At 60.9% G+C, this 26,877-nt stretch carries 23 protein-coding genes; 9 read left to right on the forward strand and 14 right to left on the reverse strand.

Translation table 11 applies throughout. The annotated features are described in order from the left end of the window. The first annotated feature begins 77 nt into the window (after nucleotides 1-77). Complete coding sequence (locus tag JBO08_RS13240) at nucleotides 78-1,574, forward strand: YifB family Mg chelatase-like AAA ATPase (protein ID WP_065875458.1); 1,497 nt, start codon at nucleotides 78-80, stop codon at nucleotides 1,572-1,574. A 139-nt stretch (nucleotides 1,575-1,713) separates the two neighbouring features. Here JBO08_RS13240 and JBO08_RS13245 read toward each other — a convergent pair whose 3' ends face one another. Together JBO08_RS13245 and JBO08_RS13250 are read right to left on the reverse strand one after the other, a co-directional pair. Beyond that, nucleotides 1,714-3,690, reverse strand: a complete 1,977-nt coding sequence (locus tag JBO08_RS13245) for a methyl-accepting chemotaxis protein (protein WP_065880278.1) — start codon at nucleotides 3,688-3,690, stop codon at nucleotides 1,714-1,716. 176 nt (nucleotides 3,691-3,866) lie between these two features. Next, nucleotides 3,867-4,787 (reverse strand): LysR substrate-binding domain-containing protein, encoded by a 921-nt coding sequence (locus tag JBO08_RS13250; protein ID WP_065875460.1) that lies wholly within the window; start codon nucleotides 4,785-4,787, stop codon nucleotides 3,867-3,869. 137 nt (nucleotides 4,788-4,924) lie between these two features. Here JBO08_RS13250 and JBO08_RS13255 point away from each other — a divergent pair, with 137 nt between their 5' ends. Beyond that, nucleotides 4,925-6,328: a NorM family multidrug efflux MATE transporter gene (locus tag JBO08_RS13255; RefSeq protein WP_065880279.1), complete on the forward strand. Its 1,404-nt coding sequence runs from the start codon at nucleotides 4,925-4,927 to the stop codon at nucleotides 6,326-6,328. Between the two features lie 29 nt (nucleotides 6,329-6,357). Here the strand turns inward: JBO08_RS13255 and JBO08_RS13260 are convergent, their stop codons facing one another. Continuing rightward, nucleotides 6,358-8,022, reverse strand: coding sequence for a bifunctional diguanylate cyclase/phosphodiesterase (locus JBO08_RS13260; protein WP_065875462.1), 1,665 nt, complete (start codon nucleotides 8,020-8,022; stop codon nucleotides 6,358-6,360). A gap of 256 nt (nucleotides 8,023-8,278) precedes the next feature. Between JBO08_RS13260 and rep the strand changes: the two genes are divergently transcribed. Beyond that, nucleotides 8,279-10,288, forward strand: coding sequence for a DNA helicase Rep (rep, locus tag JBO08_RS13265; RefSeq protein ID WP_049710948.1), 2,010 nt, complete (start codon nucleotides 8,279-8,281; stop codon nucleotides 10,286-10,288). A 57-nt stretch (nucleotides 10,289-10,345) separates the two neighbouring features. Continuing rightward, complete coding sequence (locus JBO08_RS13270; protein WP_003195447.1) at nucleotides 10,346-10,918, forward strand: xanthine phosphoribosyltransferase; 573 nt, start codon at nucleotides 10,346-10,348, stop codon at nucleotides 10,916-10,918. A gap of 128 nt (nucleotides 10,919-11,046) precedes the next feature. On the opposite strand, the gene JBO08_RS13275 is transcribed toward JBO08_RS13270, so the two are convergent. The 6 genes from JBO08_RS13275 to dadA form a co-directional block, all read right to left on the reverse strand. Further along, nucleotides 11,047-12,969, reverse strand: coding sequence for an acetyl-CoA hydrolase/transferase C-terminal domain-containing protein (locus JBO08_RS13275; protein WP_065875463.1), 1,923 nt, complete (start codon nucleotides 12,967-12,969; stop codon nucleotides 11,047-11,049). A gap of 137 nt (nucleotides 12,970-13,106) precedes the next feature. After that, nucleotides 13,107-13,517 carry a cytochrome c5 family protein gene (locus tag JBO08_RS13280; RefSeq protein ID WP_003195451.1) on the reverse strand — a complete coding sequence of 137 codons (411 nt, stop codon included), beginning with the start codon at nucleotides 13,515-13,517 and terminating at the stop codon, nucleotides 13,107-13,109. A gap of 182 nt (nucleotides 13,518-13,699) precedes the next feature. After that, complete coding sequence (locus JBO08_RS13285) at nucleotides 13,700-14,248, reverse strand: cupin domain-containing protein (RefSeq protein ID WP_003176893.1); 549 nt, start codon at nucleotides 14,246-14,248, stop codon at nucleotides 13,700-13,702. A gap of 116 nt (nucleotides 14,249-14,364) precedes the next feature. Further along, nucleotides 14,365-15,438 (reverse strand): alanine racemase, encoded by a 1,074-nt coding sequence (gene alr / locus JBO08_RS13290; protein ID WP_065880281.1) that lies wholly within the window; start codon nucleotides 15,436-15,438, stop codon nucleotides 14,365-14,367. A gap of 78 nt (nucleotides 15,439-15,516) precedes the next feature. Next, nucleotides 15,517-15,870, reverse strand: a complete 354-nt coding sequence (locus JBO08_RS13295) for a RidA family protein (protein ID WP_065875465.1) — start codon at nucleotides 15,868-15,870, stop codon at nucleotides 15,517-15,519. Further along, nucleotides 15,842-17,143, reverse strand: a complete 1,302-nt coding sequence (dadA, locus tag JBO08_RS13300) for a D-amino acid dehydrogenase (RefSeq protein WP_065891318.1) — start codon at nucleotides 17,141-17,143, stop codon at nucleotides 15,842-15,844. Before dadA ends, JBO08_RS13295 begins: the two co-directional genes overlap by 29 nt. Before the next feature lie 156 nt (nucleotides 17,144-17,299). Between dadA and JBO08_RS13305 the strand changes: the two genes are divergently transcribed. Next, complete coding sequence (locus JBO08_RS13305; protein WP_003176896.1) at nucleotides 17,300-17,788, forward strand: Lrp/AsnC ligand binding domain-containing protein; 489 nt, start codon at nucleotides 17,300-17,302, stop codon at nucleotides 17,786-17,788. A gap of 117 nt (nucleotides 17,789-17,905) precedes the next feature. Here the strand turns inward: JBO08_RS13305 and JBO08_RS13310 are convergent, their stop codons facing one another. Continuing rightward, nucleotides 17,906-18,259 carry a YkgJ family cysteine cluster protein gene (locus tag JBO08_RS13310; protein ID WP_016975913.1) on the reverse strand — a complete coding sequence of 118 codons (354 nt, stop codon included), beginning with the start codon at nucleotides 18,257-18,259 and terminating at the stop codon, nucleotides 17,906-17,908. 114 nt (nucleotides 18,260-18,373) lie between these two features. Here JBO08_RS13310 and JBO08_RS13315 point away from each other — a divergent pair, with 114 nt between their 5' ends. Continuing rightward, nucleotides 18,374-19,666, forward strand: coding sequence for an FAD-binding oxidoreductase (locus tag JBO08_RS13315; protein WP_220074669.1), 1,293 nt, complete (start codon nucleotides 18,374-18,376; stop codon nucleotides 19,664-19,666). A gap of 1 nt (nucleotide 19,667) precedes the next feature. Here JBO08_RS13315 and JBO08_RS13320 read toward each other — a convergent pair whose 3' ends face one another. Then, a complete protein-coding gene (locus JBO08_RS13320; protein ID WP_065875468.1) occupies nucleotides 19,668-19,892 on the reverse strand; it encodes a DUF1127 domain-containing protein in 225 nt (74 codons plus the stop codon). Nucleotides 19,893-20,059: 167 nt separating this feature from the next. Between JBO08_RS13320 and JBO08_RS13325 the strand changes: the two genes are divergently transcribed. Next, the gene (locus tag JBO08_RS13325) at nucleotides 20,060-21,484 is read left to right on the forward strand and encodes a PLP-dependent aminotransferase family protein (RefSeq protein WP_065875469.1); all 1,425 of its coding nucleotides are present in this window, start codon (nucleotides 20,060-20,062) and stop codon (nucleotides 21,482-21,484) included. Between the two features lie 62 nt (nucleotides 21,485-21,546). After that, a complete protein-coding gene (locus JBO08_RS13330) occupies nucleotides 21,547-23,115 on the forward strand; it encodes a phospholipase D family protein (RefSeq protein WP_065875470.1) in 1,569 nt (522 codons plus the stop codon). A gap of 125 nt (nucleotides 23,116-23,240) precedes the next feature. Here JBO08_RS13330 and JBO08_RS13335 read toward each other — a convergent pair whose 3' ends face one another. Together JBO08_RS13335 and JBO08_RS13340 are read right to left on the reverse strand one after the other, a co-directional pair. Continuing rightward, the gene (locus JBO08_RS13335; RefSeq protein ID WP_065875471.1) at nucleotides 23,241-24,383 is read right to left on the reverse strand and encodes an MFS transporter; all 1,143 of its coding nucleotides are present in this window, start codon (nucleotides 24,381-24,383) and stop codon (nucleotides 23,241-23,243) included. Between the two features lie 179 nt (nucleotides 24,384-24,562). Next, nucleotides 24,563-26,056, reverse strand: coding sequence for an aldehyde dehydrogenase (locus JBO08_RS13340; protein ID WP_065946060.1), 1,494 nt, complete (start codon nucleotides 26,054-26,056; stop codon nucleotides 24,563-24,565). A gap of 230 nt (nucleotides 26,057-26,286) precedes the next feature. Between JBO08_RS13340 and JBO08_RS13345 the strand changes: the two genes are divergently transcribed. Then, nucleotides 26,287-26,649 carry a cupin domain-containing protein gene (locus JBO08_RS13345; protein WP_065875473.1) on the forward strand — a complete coding sequence of 121 codons (363 nt, stop codon included), beginning with the start codon at nucleotides 26,287-26,289 and terminating at the stop codon, nucleotides 26,647-26,649. 71 nt (nucleotides 26,650-26,720) lie between these two features. Here JBO08_RS13345 and rpmG read toward each other — a convergent pair whose 3' ends face one another. Next, nucleotides 26,721-26,876: a 50S ribosomal protein L33 gene (gene rpmG / locus JBO08_RS13350; protein WP_003176906.1), complete on the reverse strand. Its 156-nt coding sequence runs from the start codon at nucleotides 26,874-26,876 to the stop codon at nucleotides 26,721-26,723. Nucleotide 26,877 lies beyond the last annotated feature (1 nt).

Here is a 26,877-nt window from a genome sequence, read left to right on the forward strand (position 1 = left end):
TCTGATCCCTTACCCCCGCCACCCCTCGTCTACCCTTGAAAAACCGCAGGAAGCGGCCTCCCATTCAAGGAACGAGCATGTCCCTCGCGATCGTCCACAGCCGCGCCCAGATCGGCGTCGAAGCCCCCGCCGTCACCGTTGAAGTGCATATGGCCAATGGTTTGCCGTCCCTGACGCTGGTGGGCCTGCCGGAAACGGCGGTCAAGGAAAGCAAGGACCGCGTGCGCAGCGCCATCCTCAACTCCGCCCTGCAATACCCGGCCCGGCGCATCACCCTCAACCTCGCGCCCGCCGACCTGCCCAAGGACGGCGGGCGCTTTGATCTGGCGATTGCCCTGGGCATCCTGGCGGCCAGTGTGCAGGTGCCGGCGTTGATGCTGGATGATGTGGAATGCCTGGGCGAGTTGGCGCTGTCCGGTGAAGTCCGGGCCGTGAAAGGCGTGTTGCCGGCGGCGCTCGCGGCGCGCAAGGCCGGGCGTACCGTGATAGTGCCCAGGGCGAATGCCGAAGAGGCGTGCCTGGCGTCGGGGTTGAAAGTGATCGCAGTGGATCACTTGCTTCAGGTGGTTGCGCACCTGAATGGGCACCAGCCGATTGAGCCGTACAAGTCCGACGGATTGCTGTATTTGAATAAGCCTTACCCGGACCTGAGTGAAGTACAGGGCCAGTTGGCGGCCAAGCGGGCGTTACTGATAGCGGCGGCGGGGGCGCATAACCTGCTGTTCAGCGGTCCGCCTGGTACCGGTAAAACGTTGCTCGCCAGTCGCCTTCCAGGGTTGCTGCCGCCCTTGAGTGAGCAGGAAGCCTTGGAGGTGGCAGCGATTCAATCCGTGGTCAGCCTGGCCCCGCTGAGTCATTGGCCGCATCGGCCATTTCGCCAGCCCCATCACTCGGCTTCAGGCCCGGCGTTGGTGGGCGGCGGGTCGAAGCCGCAACCGGGGGAGATCACCCTGGCTCACCACGGGGTGCTGTTCCTGGACGAGTTGCCGGAGTTTGATCGCAAGGTGCTGGAGGTGCTGCGAGAGCCATTGGAGTCTGGCCATATCGTGATTTCCCGCGCTCGCGACCGCGTGAGTTTCCCGGCGCGTTTTCAACTTGTGGCCGCCATGAACCCCTGCCCTTGCGGCTACTTGGGCGAACCCAGCGGGCGTTGTCGTTGTACGCCGGAGCAGATTCAACGCTACCGCAACAAACTCTCCGGGCCATTGCTGGATCGGATTGACTTGCACCTGACGGTGGCACGGGAAACGACTGCGCTGAACCCAATCCACCAAGCTGGCGACACAACGGCTCATGCATCGGCGCGGGTCGCCCAGGCCCGAGAGCATCAGCAAAAACGCCAGGGGTGTGCCAACGCGTTTCTTGATCTGCCTGGGCTACGCAAGCATTGCAAGCTGACCAAGGTCGATGAGGGCTGGCTGGAGACCGCCTGCGAACGACTGACACTCTCGCTGCGCGCGGCCCACCGGCTGTTGAAGGTTGCGCGCACGTTGGCCGACATCGAACAGACCGACGCCATTTCCCGCGATCATCTGAAAGAAGCCCTGCAATACCGGCCGGCAGCGATCACTTGAGCCTGGCACAGTGCCAAAATGTGGGCGCTGGCTTGCCTGTGTTAACGTCACCTCGGTACATCCGAAAACCAGAGGTGCCTGCATCGCGGGCAAGCCCGGCTCCCACACGAGCCAGGTCGCACAATTGATCTGCGCAGTTTCAGCGGAACCGATCCACCTCATGCCGCAAACCCGCCGCCAGCGTCTCCAGTTCCTTGGCGGTAATTGCCAGGTTCGACACCACTTCACGCTGCTCGCTGTTGGCCAGCGCAATGCTTTGCAAGTTGCTGCTAAGCAAGGTCGCCGTGCTGCTCTGTTCCTGGGTGGCCGTGGTGATCGCAGCGAACTGCTCACCGGCCGAGCGGCTTTGCTCATCGATACGCGCCAGGGCCGAAGCCACGTCGGCGTTACGCGACAGACCTTCCTGCATCAGCACGTTACCGTGCTCCATGGTGCTGATGGCATTGCCGGTTTCTTGCTGGATACTTTGGATCATCCCAGAGATTTCGTCCGTAGCCTCTCGGGTGCGCGACGCCAGGTTGCGTACTTCATCGGCGACCACGGCAAAACCACGCCCTTGCTCACCGGCCCGTGCGGCCTCGATAGCCGCGTTGAGTGCCAGCAGGTTGGTCTGATCGGCGATCGACGTAATCACCCCGACGATCCCCCCAATTTCCTGGGAGCGCTGGCCCAGGGTGTTGATCACCGTGGCCGTGCTGTTGAGGGCCGTGGCGATGTGCTCCAGGGACGACGACGCCTCTTGCATCGAGTTACGGCCGATGCGGGTTTGCTGAGCGTTTTCCTGGGCCAGGCGCTCGGTGGCACCCATGTTGTCAGCGATGTTCAGCGAGGTGGCGCTGAACTCTTCTACCGCGCCGGCCATGCTGGTGATCTCGCCGGACTGCTGCTCCATGCCTTCATAGGCACCACCGGACAAACCGGACAACGCCTGGGCGCGGCTGTTGACCTCTCCGGCGGCGTTACGGATGTGCGAGACCATGGTCGACAGCGCTTCACCCATCTGGTTGAAACTGCGCGCCAGCTGGCCGATTTCATCATGGCTGGACACATTCAGGCGTGCGCTCAAATCACCCGCGCCCAAGGCTTCGGCCTGGCGCACCAGGTCGCCCAGTGGCGCCAGTTTGCTGCGCAGCAGCCAGACGGTTGCACCCACTGCCAGCAGCATCGCCAGCACGCTGCCAATCACCAGCCGGATGCCGACATCCCACGTCACAGAGCGAATCTCCGCTTTGGGCATGCTCGCAATCACGGCCCACGGCCCGCCTTCGAAGGGTACCGACACGCTGTAGAAGTCTTCATTTTTGTCAGCCCAAAAACGGCCAACACTGGGCGCCTTAGCCAGGTCCAACATAACGGGCACCGCTTGATCCGGCGCCTGCACGCCAGCCGGCGGCACCAACCAGCGCTTCTGCTCATCCAGCAACGCCAGGGAACCGGTCTTACCGATACGGAAGCGTTTGAGGTTCTCGAACTGCGCGTTCTGGGCGTCAGTATAGTCAAAGCCGATGAACAGCACCGCGATGACTTTGCCGCTGGTGTCGCGCACCGGGCTGTATTGCGTCATGTAGGAACGATCGAACAACACCGCTCGGCCGATGTAGGTCTGGCCACTGGATACACGCGGATAGGCCGGCCCATTGCGGTCAAGCACAGTGCCAATAGCGCGATTGCCATCCTGCTTGGTCAGGGAAGTGCTGACACGGATGAAGTCGTCGCCGCTGCGCACAAATACCGTGGCCACGCCACCGGACATCTGCTTGAACTCGTCCACTTCCTGGAAGTTGTTGTTCAGGAGATCGCTGCCCAGGAAGAGGCTCGGGGTCTGTACGCCGGCGACCGCGACTGGTTGATCGGCCCGTACGCTCAAGCCGGCACTGAAGCGCTTCTCGAACAACCCGGTCAGGCGCTCGGTGCTCTCACGCAGCGTGCTGTGGAACGTGTTGAGTTGGTCGGCGAGCAGCCGCGCTTCACTGGCCAGGTGTTCCTCGCGGGTATCGAGGTTGGCTGAGTCGAGGGAGCGCAGGGCAAAGACAGTGCTGCCACCAATGGCGACAGCCAGAATCAAGGCTAAAGCGATACCTAACTGTGAGGCTATCCGGGCGCGAGGTTGAGACATGAAGGCTCCTGGCCGAGGCCAGGATCATCCTGATCTCATAGCGCTGCTCGGCAAATTATCTGGTGGGGAACGTTGTGCACGAAGGTTCCAACACACCTACTTCGGCAGGTCGAGACAATACTTGAGCGATCTACAGGGGTATCGCGCAAACGATTGCACGAACGGTTTGCCATCCCTCAATCGAGGCATTCGACCCGGGGCAACTCCATCGCCTTGACTTCCGCCTGCAGAAACTCCGCCAAGCGCCGCAAACGCTCGCCACCGGGACGGGTTTTCGGCCACACCAGGTAGTAATTTTCGCCACTGGCCACGGCGGTTGGCCAGGGCAAACTCAGCCGCCCCTGGGCCACGTCTTCGGCCACCATCAGCAAGTCGCCCATCGACACACCATAACCCCGTGCGGCGGCGATCATGCCCAGCTCGAGGGTATCGAATACCTGGCCGCCCTTGAGCGACACTTCGGATGACAACCTCATGCGCTCCAACCAGTAACGCCAGTCACGACGATCTGGCGTCGGATGCAGCAGCTCGGTGGCTGCCAGCCGTGCCACATCCCAAGGGCCGTCGTTCAGCAGGTTGGGGGCGCCGACCGGTATCAGCATTTCGGCAAACAGGTAACACGCCTCCCAATCTGCCGGGAAGTGGCCATTACTCAGCAATACCGCGCAATCGAACGGCTCCTGATTGAAATCCACTTCGTCGATGTTCATCCAGGCGCTTGTCAATTGCACTTCGTTGCCCGGCTGCAATGCGCGGAAGCGACTGAGCCGCGCCAACAGCCAACGCATGGTCAGGGTCGACGGTGCCTTCATGCGCAGGATGTCATCTTCGGCGTTCAGGGTATGGCAGGCCCGTTCCAGCGCGGCGAAACCTTCGCGGACACCGGGCAATAGCAGGCGCGCGGCTTCGGTGAGTTGCAAGGTGCGCCCACTGCGCTGGAACAGGCGGCAGGCGAAATGCTCTTCTAATGTGCGGATATGTCGGCTCACTGCACTTTGCGTAATCGAAAGCTCCTCTGCCGCGCGGGTAAAGGAGTTGTGCCGGGACGCGGCTTCAAATGCGCGCAACGCATAAAGCGGAGGAAGACGACGCGACATATGGAAACCTCCTACAGAACAATGCAGCACCCTACCATGAGTTTTAGTCATGCGAACGATCGCATTTATCCCTTTGTGCAACGGTCGGAGAGCGCCGAGAATCAACCCTTCCCCACCCCTCTGACTTTTCGAGCGTGATGATCATGCAGCATCCGGCACGTACCGAACTCTGGGCCATTCTGCGGCTGTCAGGGCCGTTGATTGCCTCACAGTTGGCGCACATGCTGATGGTGCTGACCGACACCCTGATGATGGCCCGCCTGAGCCCCGAAGCCCTGGCCGGTGGCGGCCTGGGTGCGGCGAGCTATTCGTTCGTGTCGATTTTCTGCATCGGCGTGATCGCCGCCGTGGGTACGCTGGTGGCTATTCGTCACGGCGCGGGCGATATCGAAGGCGCCACTCGGCTGACCCAGGCCGGGCTATGGCTGGCTTGGCTGATGGCTTTGGCGGCCGGCCTGTTGCTGTGGAACCTCAAACCGCTGTTGCTATTGTTTGGCCAGACCGAAACCAATGTGCACTCCGCCGGGCAATTCCTGACGATTTTGCCGTTCGCCCTGCCCGGCTTCCTGAGCTTCATGGCCCTGCGCGGCTTCACCAGCGCGATAGGCAAGGCGACGCCGGTAATGGTGATCAGCCTCGGCGGTGCGGTGGCCAACTACCTGCTCAACCACGCGCTGATCGAAGGCATGTTTGGCCTGCCGAAGCTCGGCCTGATGGGCATCGGGCTGGTCACGGCCATCGTCGCCAACGGGATGGCACTGGCGTTGATGTGGTACATCTCCCACAACCGCACCTACGCGGCGTACCCGCTGAGCAACGGCCTGCTACGTCTCAACACCCGATACCTGCGCGAATTGTGGCGCCTGGGCCTGCCGATTGGGGGCACCTACGCGGTGGAAGTCGGGCTGTTTGCCTTTGCGGCGCTGTGCATGGGCACCATGGGCAGCACGCAATTGGCAGCGCATCAGATCGCGCTGCAGATCGTCTCGGTGGCGTTCATGGTGCCGGCGGGGATGTCCTACGCGATCACCATGCGCATCGGCCAGCACTACGGTGCCGGTCAGTTGTTGCAGGCGCGTATGGCCGGTCGCGTCGGGATCAGCTTTGGTGCTGCCGTGATGTTGGGATTTGCGCTGGTGTTCTGGCTATTCTCCGACCCGCTGATCGGGCTGTTCCTCGACCATAACGACCCGGCGTTTCACGACGTGATCGTGCTGGCCGTCAGCCTGTTGGCCGTCGCGGCCTGGTTCGAGTTGTTCGATGGCGTACAAACCATCGCCATGGGCTGTATCCGCGGGTTGAAAGATGCCAAGACCACCTTCCTGGTCGGCCTAGGCTGCTACTGGCTGATCGGTGCGCCTTCGGCCTGGCTGATGGCCTTCACCCTGGGCTGGGGGCCGACCGGCGTGTGGTGGGGTTTGGCGCTGGGCCTGGCGTGTGCGGCGGTCAGCCTGACATGGGCGTTTGAAGTGAAGATGAAGCGGATGATTCGGCGGGAGCCGGAGGTTCGCACTGGATTCCAGGCGATGCAGCCTGACTAGAAATCCCACATTTGGATTGGGTTTACCGCTCAACCCAGCAAAGCCTGCTGTCCCTTGCCAAACGTCAGGTAATCCACTAACTCCGGTAATGGCAGTGGCTTGCTGATCAGGTAACCCTGCGCCTGGTCACACCCAAACAGCCTCAACAACGCTAGCTGCTCAGGCGTTTCCACCCCCTCGGCAACCACTTCCAGGTTGAGGTTGTGGGCCAGGTTGATCATGGCGTGCACCAGTTTGCGGTTTTCTTCACGCTCTTCCATCCCACCGACAAAGCTCTTGTCGATCTTCAACAAGGCAATCGGCAGGCTGTTGAGGTGCACGAACGATGAGAAACCGGTGCCGAAATCGTCCAGGGAAAACCGCACGCCAAGGCGACCCAGCGCATCCATGGTCTGCTTGACCAAGTCACTGCGACGCATCACCGCCGTTTCGGTCAGCTCGAACTCCAACCATTGCGCTTCCACACCACGCTCGGAAATCAGCCGGCTGAGGGTCGAAAGCAACTGGCTGTCCTGAAACTGGCGAAACGACAGATTGACCGCCATGTGCAGCGGCGGCAGGCCGCGTTCACGCAGGTCCTGCATGTCGCGCAGGGCTCGGGAAATCACCCAGTAGCCCAGCGGCACGATCAAACCGCTTTGCTCGGCCAACGGTACGAATTCACTCGGCGGCAACAGGCCCCGCTCGCCATGACGCCAGCGCACCAGGGCTTCCAGGCCAACGATGTGCCCGTCGTCCAGGTCCAGGCGCGGCTGGTAATGCAGCTCCAGTTCATCACGACGCAAGGCGCGGCGCAGCTCGCTTTCCAGGTCGGCCAGGCTGCGCGCGTTGCGGTTGATGCGTTCGTTGAAGATATGAAAGGTGCAGCCCTGGGTGCTCTTGGCTTGCTGCATGGCGATATGGGCGTGCCACATCAGCGGGTCGGCACCGGCGCGAGCCCGAGCATGCGCCACACCCAGGCTGCAACCGATCAGCAGGCTTTCGCCATCCACCCAGTAGGGTTCGGCCATGACTTCAGTGATGCGCTCGGCCATCCACTCGGCACGCTGGGGTGCACGGCGGGTGTCGATCAGCAGGGCGAATTCGTCGCTGCCCAGGCGCGCCAATTGGTCTCCGACCTCAAGCTGGCTCTTGAGCCGTGAGACCACTTGCAGGATCAGCCGGTCGCCAGCCTGGTGCCCGAGGGCATCGTTGGCGTGCCGGAAGTTGTCGAGGTCCAGGTGACCGAGGGCCAGGCCGCGCCCCTCATTCTCGGCCAGCCGCGCGGCCAGCAGGGTCTGGAAGCCCTGGCGGTTGGCAATGCCGGTGAGCGGGTCCTGTTCGGCCAGGCGCTGCAAGGTATTTTCCAGCAGCCCGCGCTCGCGAACGTGGCGCAGGCAGCGGCGCAGTGTATCGGCGTCCAATACATCACTGACCAGCCAATCGCTGACGCCAAGGGGCGACACCAGGGGCTCTTGCTCCAGCAGTAACACGCACGGCAGGCTGCAGCGGCCAGGGCCGGGTTGCAGGCTGGGCGTGGTCAATAGCACGGCGCTGTGGTCGTCATCGAACAAACGACTCACGGACTCCCAGTTTGGCGCGCTGATCAGCACAGCCCCATCGCCCATCGGCGCCAGGCACTCGCGCAATAACGCTGCCCACGCGGGCTCATCGGCCAGCAGCAGCAAACGCAAGGGTTCGACAGGCGTAGACAAGCTAGCTCCCTAGACTCTGCAATATTTCGTTGGCGGCGGGCATTATGACGTGCGCCCTTAGAATCACCAATGATAGGGGTTATCAAACACTCAAAATGTAAACATTAGTCTCAAACAACCCCCACATCCTGCGGCAAAGTATCAAAACCGGCAAATTTAGATCGAGTGGTACGTCACACTGTCGTTCTGACAGGGCAGAATCCTGCCAGCCTGTTAAAATGCCCGCCCTTTTGAATAACGACTCCCTGAATTCCGTATGTCCCGACTCAATCCCCGGCAGCAAGAAGCCGTGAACTACGTCGGCGGCCCTCTATTGGTGCTCGCCGGTGCAGGCTCCGGCAAGACCAGCGTGATCACCCGCAAGATCGCGCACCTGATCCAGCAGTGCGGCATCCGCGCCCAGTACATCGTCGCCATGACCTTTACCAACAAGGCCGCGCGGGAAATGAAAGAACGTGTCGGCACCCTGCTCAAGGGTGGCGAAGGCCGCGGGCTCACCGTGTGTACGTTCCACAACCTGGGGCTGAACATTATCCGCAAGGAGCATGCACGTCTGGGCTACAAGCCAGGTTTCTCGATTTTCGACGAGACCGACGTGAAGTCGCTGATGACCGACATCATGCAAAAGGAATACGCAGGCGACGACGGCGTGGATGAGATCAAGAACATGATCGGCGCCTGGAAAAACGACCTGATCCTGCCCGCCCAGGCCCTGGAAAACGCACGCAACCCCAAGGAACAGACTGCCGCCATCGTCTACACCCACTACCAGCGCACACTAAAGGCGTTCAACGCGGTGGACTTCGATGACCTGATCCTGCAGCCGGTCAAGCTGTTCGAGGAACACGCCGACGTCCTCGAAAAATGGCAGAACAAGGTGCGCTACCTGCTGGTGGACGAATACCAGGACACCAACGCCAGCCAGTATCTGCTGGTGAAGATGCTGATCGGCAAGCGCAACCAGTTCACCGTGGTCGGCGACGATGACCAGTCGATCTACGCCTGGCGTGGCGCCCGCCCGGAAAACCTGATGCTGCTCAAGGACGACTACCCGTCCCTGAAAGTGGTGATGCTGGAGCAAAATTACCGCTCCACCAGCCGCATCCTGCGCTGTGCCAACGTGCTGATCTCGAACAACCCCCACGAGTTTGAAAAACAACTGTGGAGCGAGATGGGCCACGGCGACGAGATCCGCGTGATCCGCTGCCGCAACGAAGACGCCGAAGCCGAGCGCGTGGCCGTCGAGTTACTGACCTTGCACCTGCGCACCGACCGCCCCTACAGCGACTTCGCGATCCTGTATCGCGGCAACTACCAGGCCAAGCTGATCGAGCTGAAGCTGCAGCACCACCAGATTCCGTATCGACTGTCGGGCGGCAATAGCTTTTTCGGACGTCAGGAAGTGAAAGACCTGATGGCCTACTTCCGTCTGATCGTGAACCCGGACGACGACAACGCGTTCCTGCGCGTGATCAACGTGCCGCGCCGGGAGATCGGCTCCACGACCCTGGAAAAACTCGGCAACTACGCCACGGAACGCAAGATCTCGATGTACGCCGCTACCGACGAAATCGGCTTGGGCGAACACTTGGACACGCGCTTCACCGACCGCCTGGCGCGCTTCAAGCGCTTCATGGACAAGGTGCGCGAGCAATGCGCCGGCGAAGACCCGATCAGCGCCCTGCGCAGCATGGTCATGGACATTGACTATGAAAACTGGCTGCGCACCAACAGTTCCAGCGACAAGGCCGCGGATTACCGCATGGGCAACGTCTGGTTCCTGATTGAAGCGTTGAAGAACACCCTGGAAAAAGACGAAGACGGCGAGATGACCGTCGAGGATGCCATCGGCAAGCTGGTGCTGCGCGACATGCTCGAGCGCCAGCAAGAAGAGGAAGACGGCGCCGAAGGTGTGCAGATGATGACCTTGCATGCATCCAAGGGCCTGGAATTCCCCTATGTGTTCATCATGGGCATGGAAGAGGAAATCCTCCCGCACCGCTCCAGCATCGAAGCCGACACCATCGAAGAAGAGCGCCGCTTGGCCTACGTGGGCATTACCCGCGCGCGTCAGACCCTGGCCTTCACCTTTGCAGCCAAGCGCAAGCAGTACGGCGAAATCATCGATTGCGCGCCCAGCCGGTTCCTGGATGAACTGCCGCCGGACGACCTGGCCTGGGAAGGCAATGACGACACCCCGACCGAGGTGAAGGCCGTTCGCGGCAACACCGCCTTGGCGGATATACGCGCGATGTTAAAGCGCTAGAATCGACTACTTTTAATCTACTTTCGGCGCGCACCGCGCCATTAGAGGAAGCTTTCCGTGGAAGCACTGCACAAGAAAATTCGCGAAGAAGGCATCGTGCTTTCCGATCAGGTACTCAAGGTCGACGCCTTCCTGAACCACCAGATCGACCCGGCACTGATGAAACTGATCGGCGATGAATTCGCCGCGCTGTTCAAGGATTCGGGCATCACCAAGATCGTCACCATCGAAGCCTCTGGCATCGCACCGGCGATCATGACCGGTCTGAACCTGGGCGTACCGGTGATCTTCGCGCGCAAGCAGCAATCGTTGACCCTGACGGAAAACCTGCTGTCGGCGACGGTGTACTCGTTCACCAAGAAAACCGAAAGCACCGTAGCCATCTCGCCACGTCACCTGACCAGCAGCGACCGCGTGCTGGTGATCGATGACTTTTTGGCCAATGGCAAAGCGTCCCAGGCGCTGATCTCGATCATCAAACAGGCGGGCGCGACCGTTGCCGGCTTGGGGATTGTGATCGAGAAGTCGTTCCAGGGTGGCCGCGCGGAGCTGGATGCGCAGGGTTATCGGGTGGAGTCGCTGGCGCGCGTGAAATCGCTGGCCGGTGGCGTGGTCACCTTCATCGAATAACTTGATAACACCGCAATTAAATGTGGGAGCTGGCTTGCCTGCGATGATGGCCTGTCAGTCGACATCTTTGTCGCCTGACACGCCGCCATCGCAGGCAAACCAGCTCCCACATTTGGTCTGGATGTTCGTTAGTGCCCGGTGGCCTGGAGGCCGGCGAGTAATAACCGCTGATACAGATCCTCTTTCAGCCCCTCCGGCTTATCCAACCGCATCCGCTTCAAATGCTCCGGATAAGCCTCCGGTTCAGGCGCATCCAACGCCGCCTTGCCTAACTCCAGCATCTCCGTCAGCTTGAATTTGCTCTTGAGCCAGTTCAGCGCCCGCAACAAATCTCGTTCCTCATCGGTGAAATCACTGCCCAGTGGATATTCCGGAAACAACCGACGATGGCGCGCTTGAATCGCCTGTAGCCGCTCGGGCGTGTTATCGGCAAAGCGCGGATCCAGCTGGAAATCCTTGGGCAACTTGCCGGCTTTTTGCGCCTGTTCGATCAAATCGTCCTGGAAGCGTGAGTCAGTAATGTTAAGCAATGCCTCGATAACCCGGGCATCCGTCTGCCCACGTAAATCGGCGATCCCATACTCGGTGATGACAATATCCCGCAGGTGCCGGGGAATCGTGCAATGCCCATAGTCCCAAACGATATTGGAACTGACCTCCCCCGCTGACTCGCGCCAGCTGCGCAGGATCAGGATCGAACGCGCGCCTTCCAGTGCATGGCCCTGGGCCACGAAGTTGTACTGCCCGCCCACACCGCTGAGCACGCGACCGTCTTCCAACTGGTCGGCTACACCCGCGCCAAGCAACGTGACGATAATCGCGCTGTTGATAAACCGCGCATCCCGGCGTTGCAGGCGCTTGAGTTCTTCCTGGCCGTACAGCTCGTTGATGTAGCTGATGCGAGTCATGTTGAATTCGAGGCGCTTGGCGTGGGTCATTTCCTGCAGGCGCTGGTAAAAACTTCTCGGGCCGAGGAAGAAACCACCGTGGATCGAGATGCCATCAGGCTGCGCCGCATCGTCGAGCGTGCCGGCGTTGGCCTGCTCCTGGGTCGTTACATCCGGGTAAACTTTACGGCGAATAATCCCCGCGTCCGCCAGTACCAGCAGGCCGTTGACGAACATCTCGCTGCAACCATACAGGCCACGGGCAAACGGATCGACACCACCTTCCCGGCTGATCAAAGGCGCCCATTGATACACATCGATGTCGGTCAGCAGCAGCCGGTAGGCCTCGTTGTCGGCTTGGCGCGCCAGCAACGCGGCGGTCAGCGCATCGCCCATCGAGCCGATACCAATCTGCAAGGTGCCGCCATCGCGCACCAGGGTGCTGGCATGCAGGCCGATAAAGTGATCCTGGAAACCCACCGGCATATTCGGCGTGGAGAACAGCGTGGTGCTGTCTTTTTCATCGATCAGGTAGTCGAAGGCGTTCATGCCCAACTCGGCGTCACCCGGCATGTAGGGCAAATCGCTATGGACTTGGCCAACGATCAGCACGGTTTCCCCCGCATCACGTCGCTTGGCGATCATCGGCAGCAGGTCGAGGGTGATGTCCGGGTTGCAGCTCAGGCTCAGGCGATCAGGGTGTTCGGCGCTGCTCGCAACCAATTGCGCCACCAAGTTCAGGCCGGCGGCGTTGATGTCGCGGGCAGCGTGGCTGTAGTTGCTGCTGACGTAGTCCTGCTGCGCCGACTCGCTGTGGAGCAAGCTGCCGGGCTGCATGAAGAACTGCTGCACGTGGATATTTTTTGGAAGACTGTCTTTATGCAGGTCAGCGAGGAAATCCAGCTCGGGGTAATCGCCAAACACTCGTTCGATAAAGGGTTCGAGAAAGCGTTTCTGCAGGCCATCGCCCATCGTCGGTCGGCCAAGACTTAGGGCGGTATAGATCGTCAGCGCCCGATCCGGCAATTTAGCGATGCGCCGGTACAGCGCGTTAGCAAACAGGTTGGGCTTGCCCAGGCCAAGCGGCATGCCCATGTGGATATGCGCCGGCAAGCGCGCCAGTACGTCATCAACTGCTTGCTCGATTGAACACAACTGCACCATCCGACCCTCCTGAACATTCCGTGATTAGGGGTTGGACAGAGAGTGGCGGGTCTTTGCTGCAAAGAACAGTGGTGAAACACAATTTGCGGGCACAAAAAAGCCGCTCGTAAGCGGCTGTTTTGGCGAAGATCGGCTGATTAGAGGCCGGACATCTTCTTGATGGCGCCTTTAAGGTCATCATCCGAGCAGTCAGCGCAAGTACCCTTAGGTGGCATGGCATTGATACCGGTGATCGCCTTGGCCAGAATGCCGTCGAGGCCGCCCTGGTGGTCGGCTCGCTCTTTCCAGGCGGCGGTATCACCGATTTTTGGCGCGCCCAGCAGGCCGGTGCTGTGACATGCGTTGCAGTGTTTGGCGATGATTTCGTCGGGGGTTTTCGCCCCACCGCCACCCGCTGCCACGGCGACTTCCATTCCCTTGCATTCCTGACCCTGAACACACACCTGGCCGACAGGCTCCAGGCGCTTGGCAATGTCATCATTGGTCGCAGCTTGAGCGCTGACAGCCCATAGGGCCAGTACGGTTGCTGGTGCAGCCAGCATTTTCATAATTAGGTTCACGCGTTCACCCTCAATGGTGGCTATTCACGCCTGCGGCCACGGTTTCGCAGGCGGCGAAAGTATAACGGTTAGCCCGCCTGGCCGAAACAACCCTATTAAACAAAGGGAGATTCAGCTTCACGGAATACTGCTACGGGAACCTCTGCAATGCTGGCAGGGCGCCTCTATTCTTAAAAGTTCGCGGGTGTGGCTGCGCTGATTAGTCGCGCCGGCACATCGAACGGGTTGCGAAAACGATGGGGCTTGGTGCTTTCAAAGTAGTAGCTATCGCCAGCTTCGAGCACAAAAGTTTCAAGACCGACCACCAACTCCAGGCGACCTTCCACCAGAATCCCGGTTTCTTCGCCTTCGTGGGTGAGCATTTCTTCGCCCGTGTCGGCGCCCGGCGGGTAGATTTCGTTGAGAAACGCAATCGCCCGACTGGGGTGAGCCCGGCCGACCAGTTTCATGGTGACGGCGCCGTCAGAGATGTCGATCAGCTCATTGGCTTTATAGACGATCTGCGTCGGTATTTCCTGGAGGATCTCCTCGGAAAAGAACTCGACCATGGACATGGGGATGCCGCCCAGCACCTTGCGCAAGGAGCTGATCGAGGGGCTGACGCTGTTTTTTTCGATCATCGAAATGGTGCTGTTGGTGACACCCGCGCGCTTGGCGAGCTCACGCTGGGAAAGACCCTTCAGTTTACGGATGGATTGCAGTCGTTCGCCGACGTCCAATGCAGGTGCCTCCTAGGATTCAGGCTTTGTTGTAATTGAGCGTTATCATGGCGACAGCGTTCAGTATTTACAACACTTGGGCCTAAATCCCGGACGGTTGTGTTCGTGCCTGACGATCAGGCCCCGGAATAGAGCCTTGGCACGCGGCGCAGATTGCAGAACAGCTGATAGGGAATGGTTTCGGCGGCAACCGCCACATCACTGGCCAGGATGTTTTTGCCCCACAACTCCACTGTAGAACCTAGCCCGGCCTGCGGTACGTCCGTCAGGTCGATACACAGCATGTCCATCGACACGCGGCCCAGCAATTGGCTGCGCTGCCCGGCCACCAGCACCGGGGTTCCCGTCGGCGCGTGACGCGGGTAGCCATCCGCATAACCCATGGCAACCACACCAATGCGCATCGGCTTGGGCGTGATGAACTTCGCGCCGTAGCCCACCGGCTCACCGGCCGGCAATTCCCGTACACAGATCACCTTGGATTCCAGCGTCATCACCGGCTGCAAACGCGCCGCCACCGCCTGGTCTTCACCAAACGGCGTGGCGCCGTAAAGCATGATGCCGGGGCGAACCCAGTCGCTGGACACAGTCGGCCAGCCCATGACCGACGGTGAGTTGCGTAGGCTGACCTCGGCCGACAAGCCCTGGCGCGCTGCTTCAAACACCTCAACTTGTTCATCACTGCGCACGCAGTCGAGTTCATCGGCGCGGGCAAAGTGACTCATCAGTACGATTTTGGCCACTTTGCCGCTGGCCAGCAGGCGCTGATAAGCCTCGTGATAATCCTTGGGGTGCAGGCCAACGCGGTGCATGCCGGAGTCGAGTTTGAGCCAGATGGTCAGCGGCTTGGTCAGCCTGGCCTGTTCAATGGCTTCCAGTTGCCATAGCGAATGCACCACGCACCAGAAATCATGCTCGATGATCAGCGGCAGCTCGTCGGCTTCGAAAAAGCCTTCCAGCAGCAGCACTGGCGCACGAATCCCGGCGGCGCGCAGCTCCAACGCTTCCTCGATGCATGCCACGGCAAATCCATCAGCCTCGGCTTCCAACGCCTGTGCCACGCGCACGGCACCATGGCCGTAGGCATCGGCCTTGATCACGGCAAGGGCCTTGGCCCCCGTGACTTCACGGGCCAGTTGGTAATTGTGACGCAGGGCTTGGAGGTCGATCAGGGCACGGGCTGGACGCATGGCGGCAGGCTTCTAGGCGGCAGAGTGAAGAAAAACCGGTACCGACAGACAACGTCGGCACCGGGAGAGGAATCTTGCTTAAGGCAGGGCCGCCACGACGGACAGCTCCACCAGGATTTCCGGTTCACACAGCTTGGCTTCAACCGTGGCACGGGCCGGGGCAACGCCCTTGGGCAGCCACTTGTCCCACACCGCGTTCATGCCGGCGAAATCGGCGTCGATGTCTTTCAAGTAAATCGTCACCGACAACAGCTTGGTCTTGTCGGTGCCGGCCAGGCCCAGCAAACGCTCGATATTGGCCAGGGTTTCACGGGTTTGCTGTTCAATCCCGGCGGTCATGTCGTCGCCGACTTGCCCGGCCAGATACACGGTACCGCCGTGGACAACGATCTGGCTCATGCGCTCATTGGTGAGCTGGCGCTGGATTGACATGTCGTGCGGACTCCTGGTGGTTGCCATAACGGGAAATATCGAGGCCTTCGGCGCTGATCTGTGGGGTTTTCTTGGCCATCAGGTCAGCCAGCAAGCGGCCGGAGCCACACGCCATGGTCCAACCGAGCGTGCCGTGACCGGTATTCAGGAACAGGTTCTTGAACGGGGTGGCACCGACAATCGGCGTGCCGTCGGGCGTGGTCGGGCGCAGGCCGGTCCAAAACGAAGCTTGGGTCAAATCGCCGCCCTGAGGATAAAGGTCGTTGACGATCATCTCCAGGGTTTCGCGCCGACGCGGGTTAAGCGACAGGTCAAAACCGGCTATTTCAGCCATGCCGCCGACGCGGATGCGGTTATCGAAACGGGTAATCGCGACCTTGTAGGTCTCGTCGAGAATGGTCGACGTCGGCGCCATCGCCGGGTTCGTGATCGGTACGGTCAGCGAGTAACCCTTGAGCGGGTAGACCGGCGCCTTGATCCCCAGCGGCTTGAGCAATTTCGGCGAGTAGCTGCCGAGGGCCAGCACGTAGCGGTCGGCAGTTTCCAGCTTGCCATCGATCCACACGCCGTTGATGCGGTCACCGGCGTAGTCGAGCCGCTGGATATCCTGCTCGAAGCGGAACTCCACACCCAGTTGCGTGCACATATCGGCCAGGCGCGTGGTGAACATTTGGCAGTCGCCGGTTTGGTCATTCGGCAGGCGCAAGGCACCGGCGAGGATATCCGTGACGCTGGCCAGGGCCGGTTCAACGCGGGCGATGCCGGCGCGGTCGAGCAGTTCGAACGGCACGCCGGACTCTTTCAACACGGCGATGTCTTTGGCGGCACCGTCGAGTTGTGCCTGGGTGCGGAACAGTTGGGTAGTACCGAGGCTGCGGCCTTCGTAGGCAATGCCGGTTTCAGCGCGTAGCTCGTCGAGGCAGTCGCGGCTGTATTCGGACAGGCGGACCATACGCTCCTTGTTCACCGCATAACGGCTGGCGGTGCAGTTGCGCAGCATCTGCGCCATCCACAGGTATTGGTCGATATCGGCGGTGGCCTTGATCGCCAGCGGTGCGTGGCGTTGCAGCAGCCATTTGATGGCCTTGAGCGGCACGCCCGGCGCGGCCCACGGCGATGCATAGCCTGGGGACACCTGGCCGGCGTTGGCGAAACTGGTTTCCATGGCGGCGGCAGGTTGACGGTCAACGACTACGACGTCAAAGCCGGCCCGCGCCAAATAGTAGGCACTGGTCACACCAATCACGCCGCTACCCAAGACCAGAACGCGCATTTTTATATCCTCATCGCGGGCATGGCCGCTGACGTGTGTTATTCGAGCAATGATGAGCGCAGTGTAAAAAACAATTGCCAGTGCATTTCACTATATAACTGCCTATATTTGGCGACAATTCTCGGCAAAAACCCTTTTCACAGAGGCGTATCCCCTATGCGTACCAACACCCAGACCAAGCGGGAGCTGGACAAGATCGACCGCAACATCCTGCGCATCCTGCAAACCGACGGACGTATTTCGTTCACGGAATTGGGGGAGAAGGTCGGGCTGTCGACCACGCCCTGTACCGAGCGAGTGCGCCGTCTGGAGCGTGAAGGGATCATCATGGGCTACAACGCGCGGCTCAATCCCCAGCATTTGAAAGGCAGTTTGCTGGTATTTGTCGAGATCAGCCTCGATTACAAATCCGGCGACACCTTCGAGGAATTCCGCCGCGCCGTGCTGAAACTGCCGCACGTGCTGGAGTGCCATTTGGTATCTGGAGACTTTGACTATCTGGTGAAAGCGCGGATCTCCGAGATGGCGTCGTACCGCAAACTGCTCGGCGATATCCTGCTCAAGTTGCCCCATGTGCGGGAGTCCAAGAGCTATATCGTGATGGAAGAAGTGAAGGAGAGCCTGAACCTTCCGATCCCGGACTGACTGACACAACACCGTCAACTGTGTCAGCTGGCTTGCCCGCGATAGCGGTGTATCAATCGGCACATGCGGGCCTGGCACACCGCTATCGCAGGCAAGCCAGCTCCCACATTAACCGAGTCAGACCAGCACTTGCCGCGTGCTCGCCATGTATTCGTGGATCTGCTTTTCCACCCGCGGGTGAATCAGCTCCACCGGCCGCCGCCCGTTAGGGCACGGCAAAGTCTTGGTAGTGCCGAACAGCCGACAGATCAACGGCCGCTCGTCGTACACCGTGCACCCGTTGGGCCCCAGGTGCACGCAGTTCAGCTCATCCATGGCCGCGTCCTGCTCGGCAGCAGTCTTGCGCGGCAGGCGCGACATTTCCTCGGGCGAAGTGGTCACCGGCCCACAGCAATCGTGGCAACCGGGGACGCACTCGAACGAAGGTATCTGCCGACGCAGCGCGCTGATTTTCTGACTGTTGCAACTCATCGAAACATTTACCGAACGGCGACTAAGTGTGGATTCTGCCGTAAAACGCCCTGCGCAGACAGCTTCGTCCGACCGCTGTATCCTGCGTCAAATTTTCCAAACAGGGATGCTCCCATGACCGCCAGCGCCCGGCACACCGCCTCTTACTACGCCGCCAGCAGCGTGCCGCAACCGGATTACCCCGTGTTGGCAGGCGAAGTCACTGCCGATGTGTGCGTGGTCGGCGGCGGTTTTTCCGGGCTGAACACGGCGCTGGAGCTGGCCGAGCGCGGGTTCAGCGTAGTGCTGTTGGAGGCGCGCAAGATCGCCTGGGGCGCCAGCGGACGTAACGGTGGCCAGTTGATTCGTGGCGTCGGCCATGGCCTGGACCAGTTCGCCAATGTGATCGGCACCGATGGTGTGCGCCAAATGAAGCTGATGGGCCTGGAAGCCGTGGAGATCGTGCGTGAGCGCGTCGAACGTTTTCAGATCCCCTGCGACCTGACCTGGGGTTACTGCGACCTCGCCAACAAACCCCGAGACCTCAAAGGCCTGGCGGACGACGCCGAAGAACTGCGCAGCCTCGGTTATCGCCATGAGGTGCGCCTGCTGCAAGCAGACCAGATGAGCAGCGTGATCGGCTCCGAGCGCTACGTGGGCGGCATGATCGACATGGGCTCGGGCCACTTGCATCCGCTCAACCTGGCCCTCGGCGAAGCCGCCGCCGCGCAGCAATTGGGCGTGAAGCTGTTCGAGCAGTCCCAGGTCACGCGCATCGACTACGGCCCCGAGGTCAACGTACACACCGCCCAGGGCAACGTGCGCGCCAAGACCTTGGTGCTGGCGTGCAACGCCTACCTCAATGGCCTCAACCCGCACCTGAGCGGCAAGGTGTTGCCCGCCGGCAGTTACATCATCGCCACCGAGCCGTTAAGCGAAGCTCAGGCCAGCAAACTGCTGCCTCGGAATATGGCGGTGTGTGACCAGCGGGTAACGGTGGATTACTTCCGACTGTCCGCCGACCGCCGCCTGTTGTTCGGCGGTGCCTGCCACTATTCCGGCCGTGATCCCCAGGACATCGGCGCCTATATGCGCCCGAAAATGTTGCAGGTATTCCCGCAGTTGGCCGATGTAAAAGTCGACTATCAATGGGGCGGCATGATCGGCATCGGCGCCAACCGCCTGCCCCAGATTGGCCGGCTCGCGGAGCAGCCCAACGTGTATTACGCCCAGGCCTACGCCGGCCATGGGCTCAACGCCACGCACCTGGCGGGCAAGCTGCTCGCTGAAGCCATCAGCGGCCAGCAACAGGGCCGCTTCGACCTGTTCGCCCAGGTGCCGCACATGACGTTCCCTGGCGGCAAGCACCTGCGCTCGCCACTGTTGGCGCTGGGGATGCTCTGGCACCGCTTCAAAGAGCTGGTGTGAATCAGCTGCGCCAGAAAGGTTTCAACCCTTCCTGGCGCGCCTGTTCAGCGCTCAGCCCGACGTCGCGCAATTGCTCACGGGTCAAGTGCAGCAAAGCCTTGCGCGTTTGACGGCGGTGCCAGAACAGGTTCCAGCGGCTGACGTTGCGCGGCGCCGTCGCCCGCTCCTGCCCAGCCTCCAGTTCCTGGCTGTGTAACGCCAGCCGCACATCGCTCATACCGTTCATTTTGCTGCCCCTCATTTGCGTTGTCGCCTTGAGTGACAAGCATGAGTGCGCAGCACAAACCAATACAGATTCAACCTGCTTATATTAAATCCATACAGACACTGCCTATTGGCGCCTGAATCCTGTATTTTCGCCCAATCTGTACTGGTCCCCGGGGAGCGACCACCATGACCCTTTATGTGAACCTCGCCGAATTATTGGGCACGCGCATCGAACAAGGCTTCTATCGCCCCGGTGATCGCTTGCCGTCTGTGCGGGCCTTGAGTGTGGAACATGGGGTCAGCCTGAGCACCGTGCAGCAGGCCTATCGATTGCTGGAAGATAACGGCCTCGCTATGCCCAAGCCGAAATCCGGCTATTTCGTACCGGTCGGCCGCGAGCTGCCAGCCCTGCCCGAGATTGGTCGACCGGCCCAACGACCGGTAGAGATATCCCAGTGGGACCAGGTGCTGGAGCTGATTCGCGCGGTGCCGCGCAAAGATGTCATACAGATGGGGCGCGGCATGCCAGATGTGCTGTCCCCCACCCTGAAACCTTTGCTGCGCAGCCTCGCCCGCGTGAGCCGCCGCCAGGACCTGCCCGGCCTGTATTACGACAACATCCTCGGCTGTATGGAGCTGCGCGAGCAAATTGCGCGACTGTCATTGGATTCCGGCTGCCAGTTGACCGCCGAGGACATCGTGATCACCACCGGTTGCCATGAGGCGCTGTCCGCCAGCATCCATGCCATTTGCGAGCCTGGCGACATCGTCGCAGTGGATTCGCCGAGCTTTCACGGCGCCATGCAGACCCTCAAGGGCCTGGGCATGAAAGCCTTGGAAATCCCTACTGACCCGATCACCGGCATCAGCCTCGAAGCGCTGGAACTGGCGCTGGAACAGTGGCCGATCAAGGTCATCCAGCTGACCCCCAACTGCAACAACCCCCTGGGCTACATCATGCCGGAGGCGCGCAAGCGGGCACTACTCACCCTGGCCCAGCGCTTTGACGTGGCAATCATTGAGGACGATGTGTACGGCGAATTGGCCTATAGCTACCCGCGCCCGCGCACCATCAAGTCCTTCGACGAAGACGGCCGTGTACTGCTGTGCAGCTCGTTCTCGAAAACCCTGGCGCCCGGTTTGCGCATTGGTTGGGTGGCTCCCGGTCGATACTTGGAGCGCGTGCTGCACATGAAATACATCAGCACGGGTTCCACGGCGACACAACCGCAGATCGCCATTGCCGAATTCCTGAAAAACGGGCACTTCGAGCCGCATTTGCGGCGGATGCGCACCCAATACCAGCGTAATCGCGACTTGATACTCGATTGGGTCAGCCGCTATTTTCCGACAGGCACCCGCGCCAGCCGGCCCCAGGGCAGCTTCATGCTATGGGTCGAGCTGCCGGAGGGCTTTGATACCTTGAAGCTCAACCGCGTGCTGATGGAGCAAGGCGTCCAGATTGCCGTAGGCAGCATTTTTTCTGCATCGGGCAAGTACCGGAACTGCCTGCGCATGAACTACGCTGCCAAGCCTACGCCGCAGATTGAAGAAGCTGTGCGCAAGGTGGGGGCTGCCGCGAGCAAAATGCTGGCCGAGGCAGCCGACTGACCTTTCGCAGAAAATCGCCGTCATATGCCGACAACCGCCCTGATCTGGAAGCAACTCCCTTGATGATGCAACGGCTATTACCGTTTTTCCTGTTGGGAGCCCTGGCTCTGGGCGGCTGCGCCACGGCGCCTGCACCGCGTATCCCGAGCGATGCCCTGCCCGCGGCGCAGTCGTCGTTCGGCCGCTCTATCCAGGCCCAGGCCGCGCCGTATCAAGGGCGCTCGGGTTTTCGCCTGCTGCCCAACAGCAGCGAGGCCTTCATGGCCCGCGCCGAACTGATCCGCAACGCCCAGACCAGCCTGGACCTGCAGTACTACATCGTGCACGACGGCATCAGCACGCGCATGCTGGTGGACGAACTGCTCAAGGCCGCCGACCGTGGCGTGCGCGTGCGCATCCTGCTGGACGACACCACCAGCGACGGCCTCGACCAGATCATCGCCACGCTCGCCGCCCACCCCAAAATCGAAATCCGCCTGTTCAACCCCCTGCACCTGGGGCGCAGCACCGGCGTGACGCGCGCCATGGGCCGCTTGTTCAACCTGTCACTGCAGCATCGGCGCATGCACAACAAGCTATGGCTGGCGGACAACAGCGTGGCCATCGTCGGCGGACGCAACCTGGGGGATGAGTATTTCGATGCAGAGCCCAACCTGAACTTCACCGATATCGACATGCTCAGCGTGGGCCCGGTAGCCGAGCAGCTTGGACACAGTTTCGACCAGTACTGGAACAGCGCCCTGAGCAAGCCCATCGACAACTTCGTTTCCAATACACCTTCCAAAGGCGACCTCGCCGACGCGCGCGCGTACCTGGAAGCATCGCTGGCCGAATCGCGCCAGCAGAACCATGCACTCTACAACCGCTTGCGCACCTACCAGACCCAACCGCGCATGGACATCTGGCGCCGCGAACTGATCTGGGCCTGGAACCAGGCGCTGTGGGACGCACCAAGCAAGGTGCTGTCCAAAGCCGACCCAGACCCTCGGTTGCTGCTCACCACTCAACTGGCACCGGAACTGGAAGGGGTCAGCCATGAGCTGATGATGATCTCGGCGTATTTCGTGCCGGGGCAACCGGGGCTGGTGTACCTGACCGGGCGCGCCGATGCGGGGGTGTCGGTCAGCCTGCTGACCAACTCCCTGGAAGCCACTGACGTGCCGGCTGTACACGGCGGTTATGCGCCCTATCGCAAGGCGCTGCTGGAACACGGCGTGAAGCTCTACGAACTGCGCCGTCAACCCGGTGACCCCAGCGCAGGCAGCGGGCCGCATCTGTTCCGGCGCGGCACCTTCCGCGGCTCGGACTCCAGCCTGCACAGCAAGGCGATGATCTTTGACCGGCAGAAATCGTTTATCGGCTCGTTCAACTTCGACCCACGCTCAGTGCTGTGGAATACCGAAGTCGGCGTGCTGGTCGACAGCCCCGAGCTGGCGGAGCACGTGCGCAACCTAGCGCTGCAAGGCATGGCGCCGGCCTTGAGCTATGAGGCGAAATTGCAGGATGGCCAAATAGTGTGGGTGACCGAGGATAACGGCCAACTGCACACCCTGACCCGCGAGCCGGGCAGTTGGTGGCGACGGTTCAATGCGTGGTTTGCAACGTCAGTTGGCTTGGAACGCATGCTCTAGAGCCAGAGGAGATCAACTGTGGGAGCTGGCTTGCCTGCGATGGCGGAGTGCCAGGCAACGGATAAACTGCTGACCCACCGCTATCGCAGGCAAGCCAGCCCCCACATATTGATCGCATTTCAGGGTCAGGCCGGTTGCGCCACGCCGAACGCGCCTTGGCGCAGCAACAGCACCACCAATCCCAACGCACCGGCTGCCATTAGCAGCGGCAGTGCATGCCCGCTGATCCACTGGCTGCCCGCCCCTGCCACCAAAGGGCCGATCAGGCAACCGATGCCCCACAGTTGCGCCACGTGGGCATTGGCGCGCACCAGGGCATCGTCGCGATAACGCTCGCCGATCAGGATCAGCGACAGGGTAAACAAGCCTCCAGCACTCGCGCCGAACAACACCCAGATCGGCCAGATCAACGACGTATGCATCAACAACGGAATCGCCAGGCTCGACGCAAGCAACAGCACCGCACAACTCAGGAACAGCGTGCGCCGAGGCAGGTAGTCGGCCAGTGCACCAATGGGCAACTGCAGCAACGCATCGCCGACCACCACCGTACTGACCATGGCCAAGGCGATTTCGGCGGTAAAGCCCTGTTGCAGGCAGTAAATCGGCAACAACGTCAGAATCATCGCCTCGAACGCAGCGAATAACGCCACCGCCCACGCAATCGCCGGCAGGCTCAGACAGAAACGCCACAGGTCAGCGAAGGTCACGCTGAAGGACTCGGCAGTCGGTGCGCCGGAGCGTCCCAGCAACAGCAACGGCGCCACCACCAACAGACCGACGCCGACCCAGAAACCGTAGTCATGGTCGGTGCCGATCAAGCCCAGCAACAATGGGCCAGACAGTTGGCTCAGGGCATACGTGCAGCCATACAGTGCCACCAGACGGCCGCGCCATTGCTCCACCACCAACTGGTTGATCCAGCTTTCGCCCAGGATAAATACGATGGTCAGGATCACCCCGATCATCAGGCGTAGCACCAGCCACACCGGGTAGCTGGGCAGGATCGCCAACAAGCCGATGGACACCGCGCCCGCCCACAAACACAGGCGCATGAGGTTGGCGGTTCCGAGCCAGGAGGCCATGCGACTGGACACCTTCGCGCCGAGCAGCACACCGAAGGCCGGCATCGCCGCCATCACGCCGATGGCAAAACTGCCATAACCCCAGCTTTCCAGGCGCAGGGACACCAGCGGCATACTGACGCCCAGCGCCAGGCCGACACTGAGCACCGAGGCCAAGACGGCGAAATAGGTCGCCCAACGCATGTCCCGCTCCTGTGGATAATTCTTAAGGTCATACAAAACAGTGTGGGAGCTGAGTTTGTGTAGGAGCTGGCTTGCCTGCGATCGCATCACCTCGGTATGACTGACATACCGAGGTGTCTGCATCGCAGGCAAGCCAGCTCCCACACAAGCCCGCTCCCACATTTGGACTGCGGTGTTGCTTAGAGCTTGATCCAGGTCGACTTCAGCTCGGTGTACTTGTCGAACGCATGCAGCGATTTGTCGCGACCATTGCCCGACTGCTTGAAGCCACCAAACGGCGCGGTCATGTCGCCGCCATCGTATTGGTTGACCCACACGCTACCGGCACGCAGGGCTTTGGCGGTCAGGTGCGCCTTGGAGATGTCTGCCGTCCACACCGCGGCAGCCAGGCCGTAGACGGTATCGTTGGCGATCTTGATCGCTTCTTCTGCGCTGTCGAAGGTGATCACCGACAGCACTGGGCCAAAGATCTCTTCCTGGGCGATCTTCATCGCGTTGGTCACGCCGTCGAAAATCGTCGGCTCGACGTACGTGCCGCCCGTCTCTTCCAGGGTGCGCTTGCCGCCAGCTACCAACTTGGCGCCATCGGCATGGCCGGCTTCGATGTACGAAAGCACGGTGTTCATTTGCTGGGTATCCACCAGCGCGCCCACGTTAGTGGCTGGGTCCAGCGGGTTGCCGGGCTTCCAGCCCTTGAGGGCTTCGATCACCAGCGGCAGGAAAGTGTCCTTGATCGAACGCTCCACCAGCAGACGCGAACCCGCGGTGCACACTTCGCCCTGGTTGAACGCAATGGCGCCAGCGGCAGATTCGGCGGCCGCTTGCAGGTCCGGCGCATCGGCGAACACGATGTTCGGGCTCTTGCCGCCCGCTTCCAGCCACACGCGCTTCATGTTCGATTCACCGGAGCGAATCAACAGTTGCTTGGCGATTTTGGTCGAACCGGTGAACACCAGGGTGTCGACGTCCATGTGCAGCGCCAGCGCATTGCCCACGGTGTGGCCGTAACCCGGCAGCACGTTGAACACGCCTTTTGGAATACCGGCTTCAACGGCCAGGGCCGCGATACGGATGGCGGTCAGCGGGGACTTTTCGGACGGCTTGAGGATTACCGAGTTACCGGTGGACAGCGCCGGGCCGAGCTTCCAGCAGGCCATCATCAGCGGGAAGTTCCACGGCACGATAGCGCCCACCACGCCGACAGGCTCGCGGGTCACCAGACCCAGTTGGTCGTGCGGGGTGGCGGCAACTTCGTCGTAGATCTTGTCGATGGCCTCGCCGCTCCAACTCAGGGCATTCGCCGCGCCGGGTACGTCGATGTTCAGGGAGTCGCTGATCGGCTTGCCCATGTCCAGGGTTTCAAGCAGCGCCAGCTCCTCGGCATTGGCCTTGAGCAACGAAGCGAAACGGATCATGGTGGCTTTGCGTTTGGCCGGTGCCAGGCGCGACCACACACCGGAGTTGAACGTGGCGCGGGCGTTTTCCACAGCGCGCTGGGCATCGGTGGCGTCACAGCTGGCAACAGTGGCCAGCAGGCGGCCATCGACCGGGCTGATGCATTCGAAGGTGTCACCGGAAACGGCGGCGGTGTACTCACCATTGATGTAGGCGCGGCCTTCGATCTTCAGTTCCTTGGCGCGTTGTTCCCAGTCGGCACGGGTCAGGGTGGTCATGCGAGTGTCCTCCTCTTATTGAATACGAGGGCCAGGCGATGTCCCCCGGCAGCCTCAAAGAATGCTTGCCCGGCCAGCCATCTGTTCGGCTCAAGGCAGCTGCCACCCTAAACCAGCGGCTGGGGATGTTTCAATATATTTGACATAACGCCAGTAAACGCCCTTGCGATGTTCATTTTAATAAACATAGACTTTGGGCTCTCCAACCGCAGGCCAGACGGGAACCGCACATGAGCATCCAGGACATCGTCGACTTCAGCCAAGCCAAGACCGCCGCCGAGCGCTACCGCCCTGCTGCCGAAAAAATCCTCAAGGGCGATCCCGAGCAAACGGTCTACAACCACTACAACAGCCCGTGCGGCCAAATGAGCGCCGGGGTCTGGGAAGGTGAGGTCGGGCACTGGAAGGTCAACTACAGCGAGCATGAGTACTGCGAGATTGTGCAGGGTGTGTCCGTCCTGCGTGATGCCGACGGCAACGCCAAGACCTTGCGCGCCGGTGACCGCTTCGTGATCCCGGCCGGTTTCAGCGGCACCTGGGAAGTGCTGGAGCCGTGCCGCAAGATCTACGTAGTGTTTGAACAGAAAGCCTGATCAGCAAATTGCAGGCAAAAAAAAGCCCGAATCGTGAGAGACGGGCTTTTTTTCACATTGAAGAAAACCAATTACTTGATTTTGCCTTCTTTGTAGATCACGTGCTTGCGAACGCGCGGGTCGAACATTTTCTTTTCGAGCTTGTCCGGGGTAGTACGCTTGTTCTTGTCGGTAGTGTAGAAGTGACCAGTACCGGCGCTAGAGATCATTCGAATCAATTCACGCATG

The organism is Pseudomonas sp. LAP_36 (assembly GCF_019456785.1).
Classification (GTDB): Bacteria; Pseudomonadota; Gammaproteobacteria; order Pseudomonadales; family Pseudomonadaceae; genus Aquipseudomonas; species Aquipseudomonas tritici.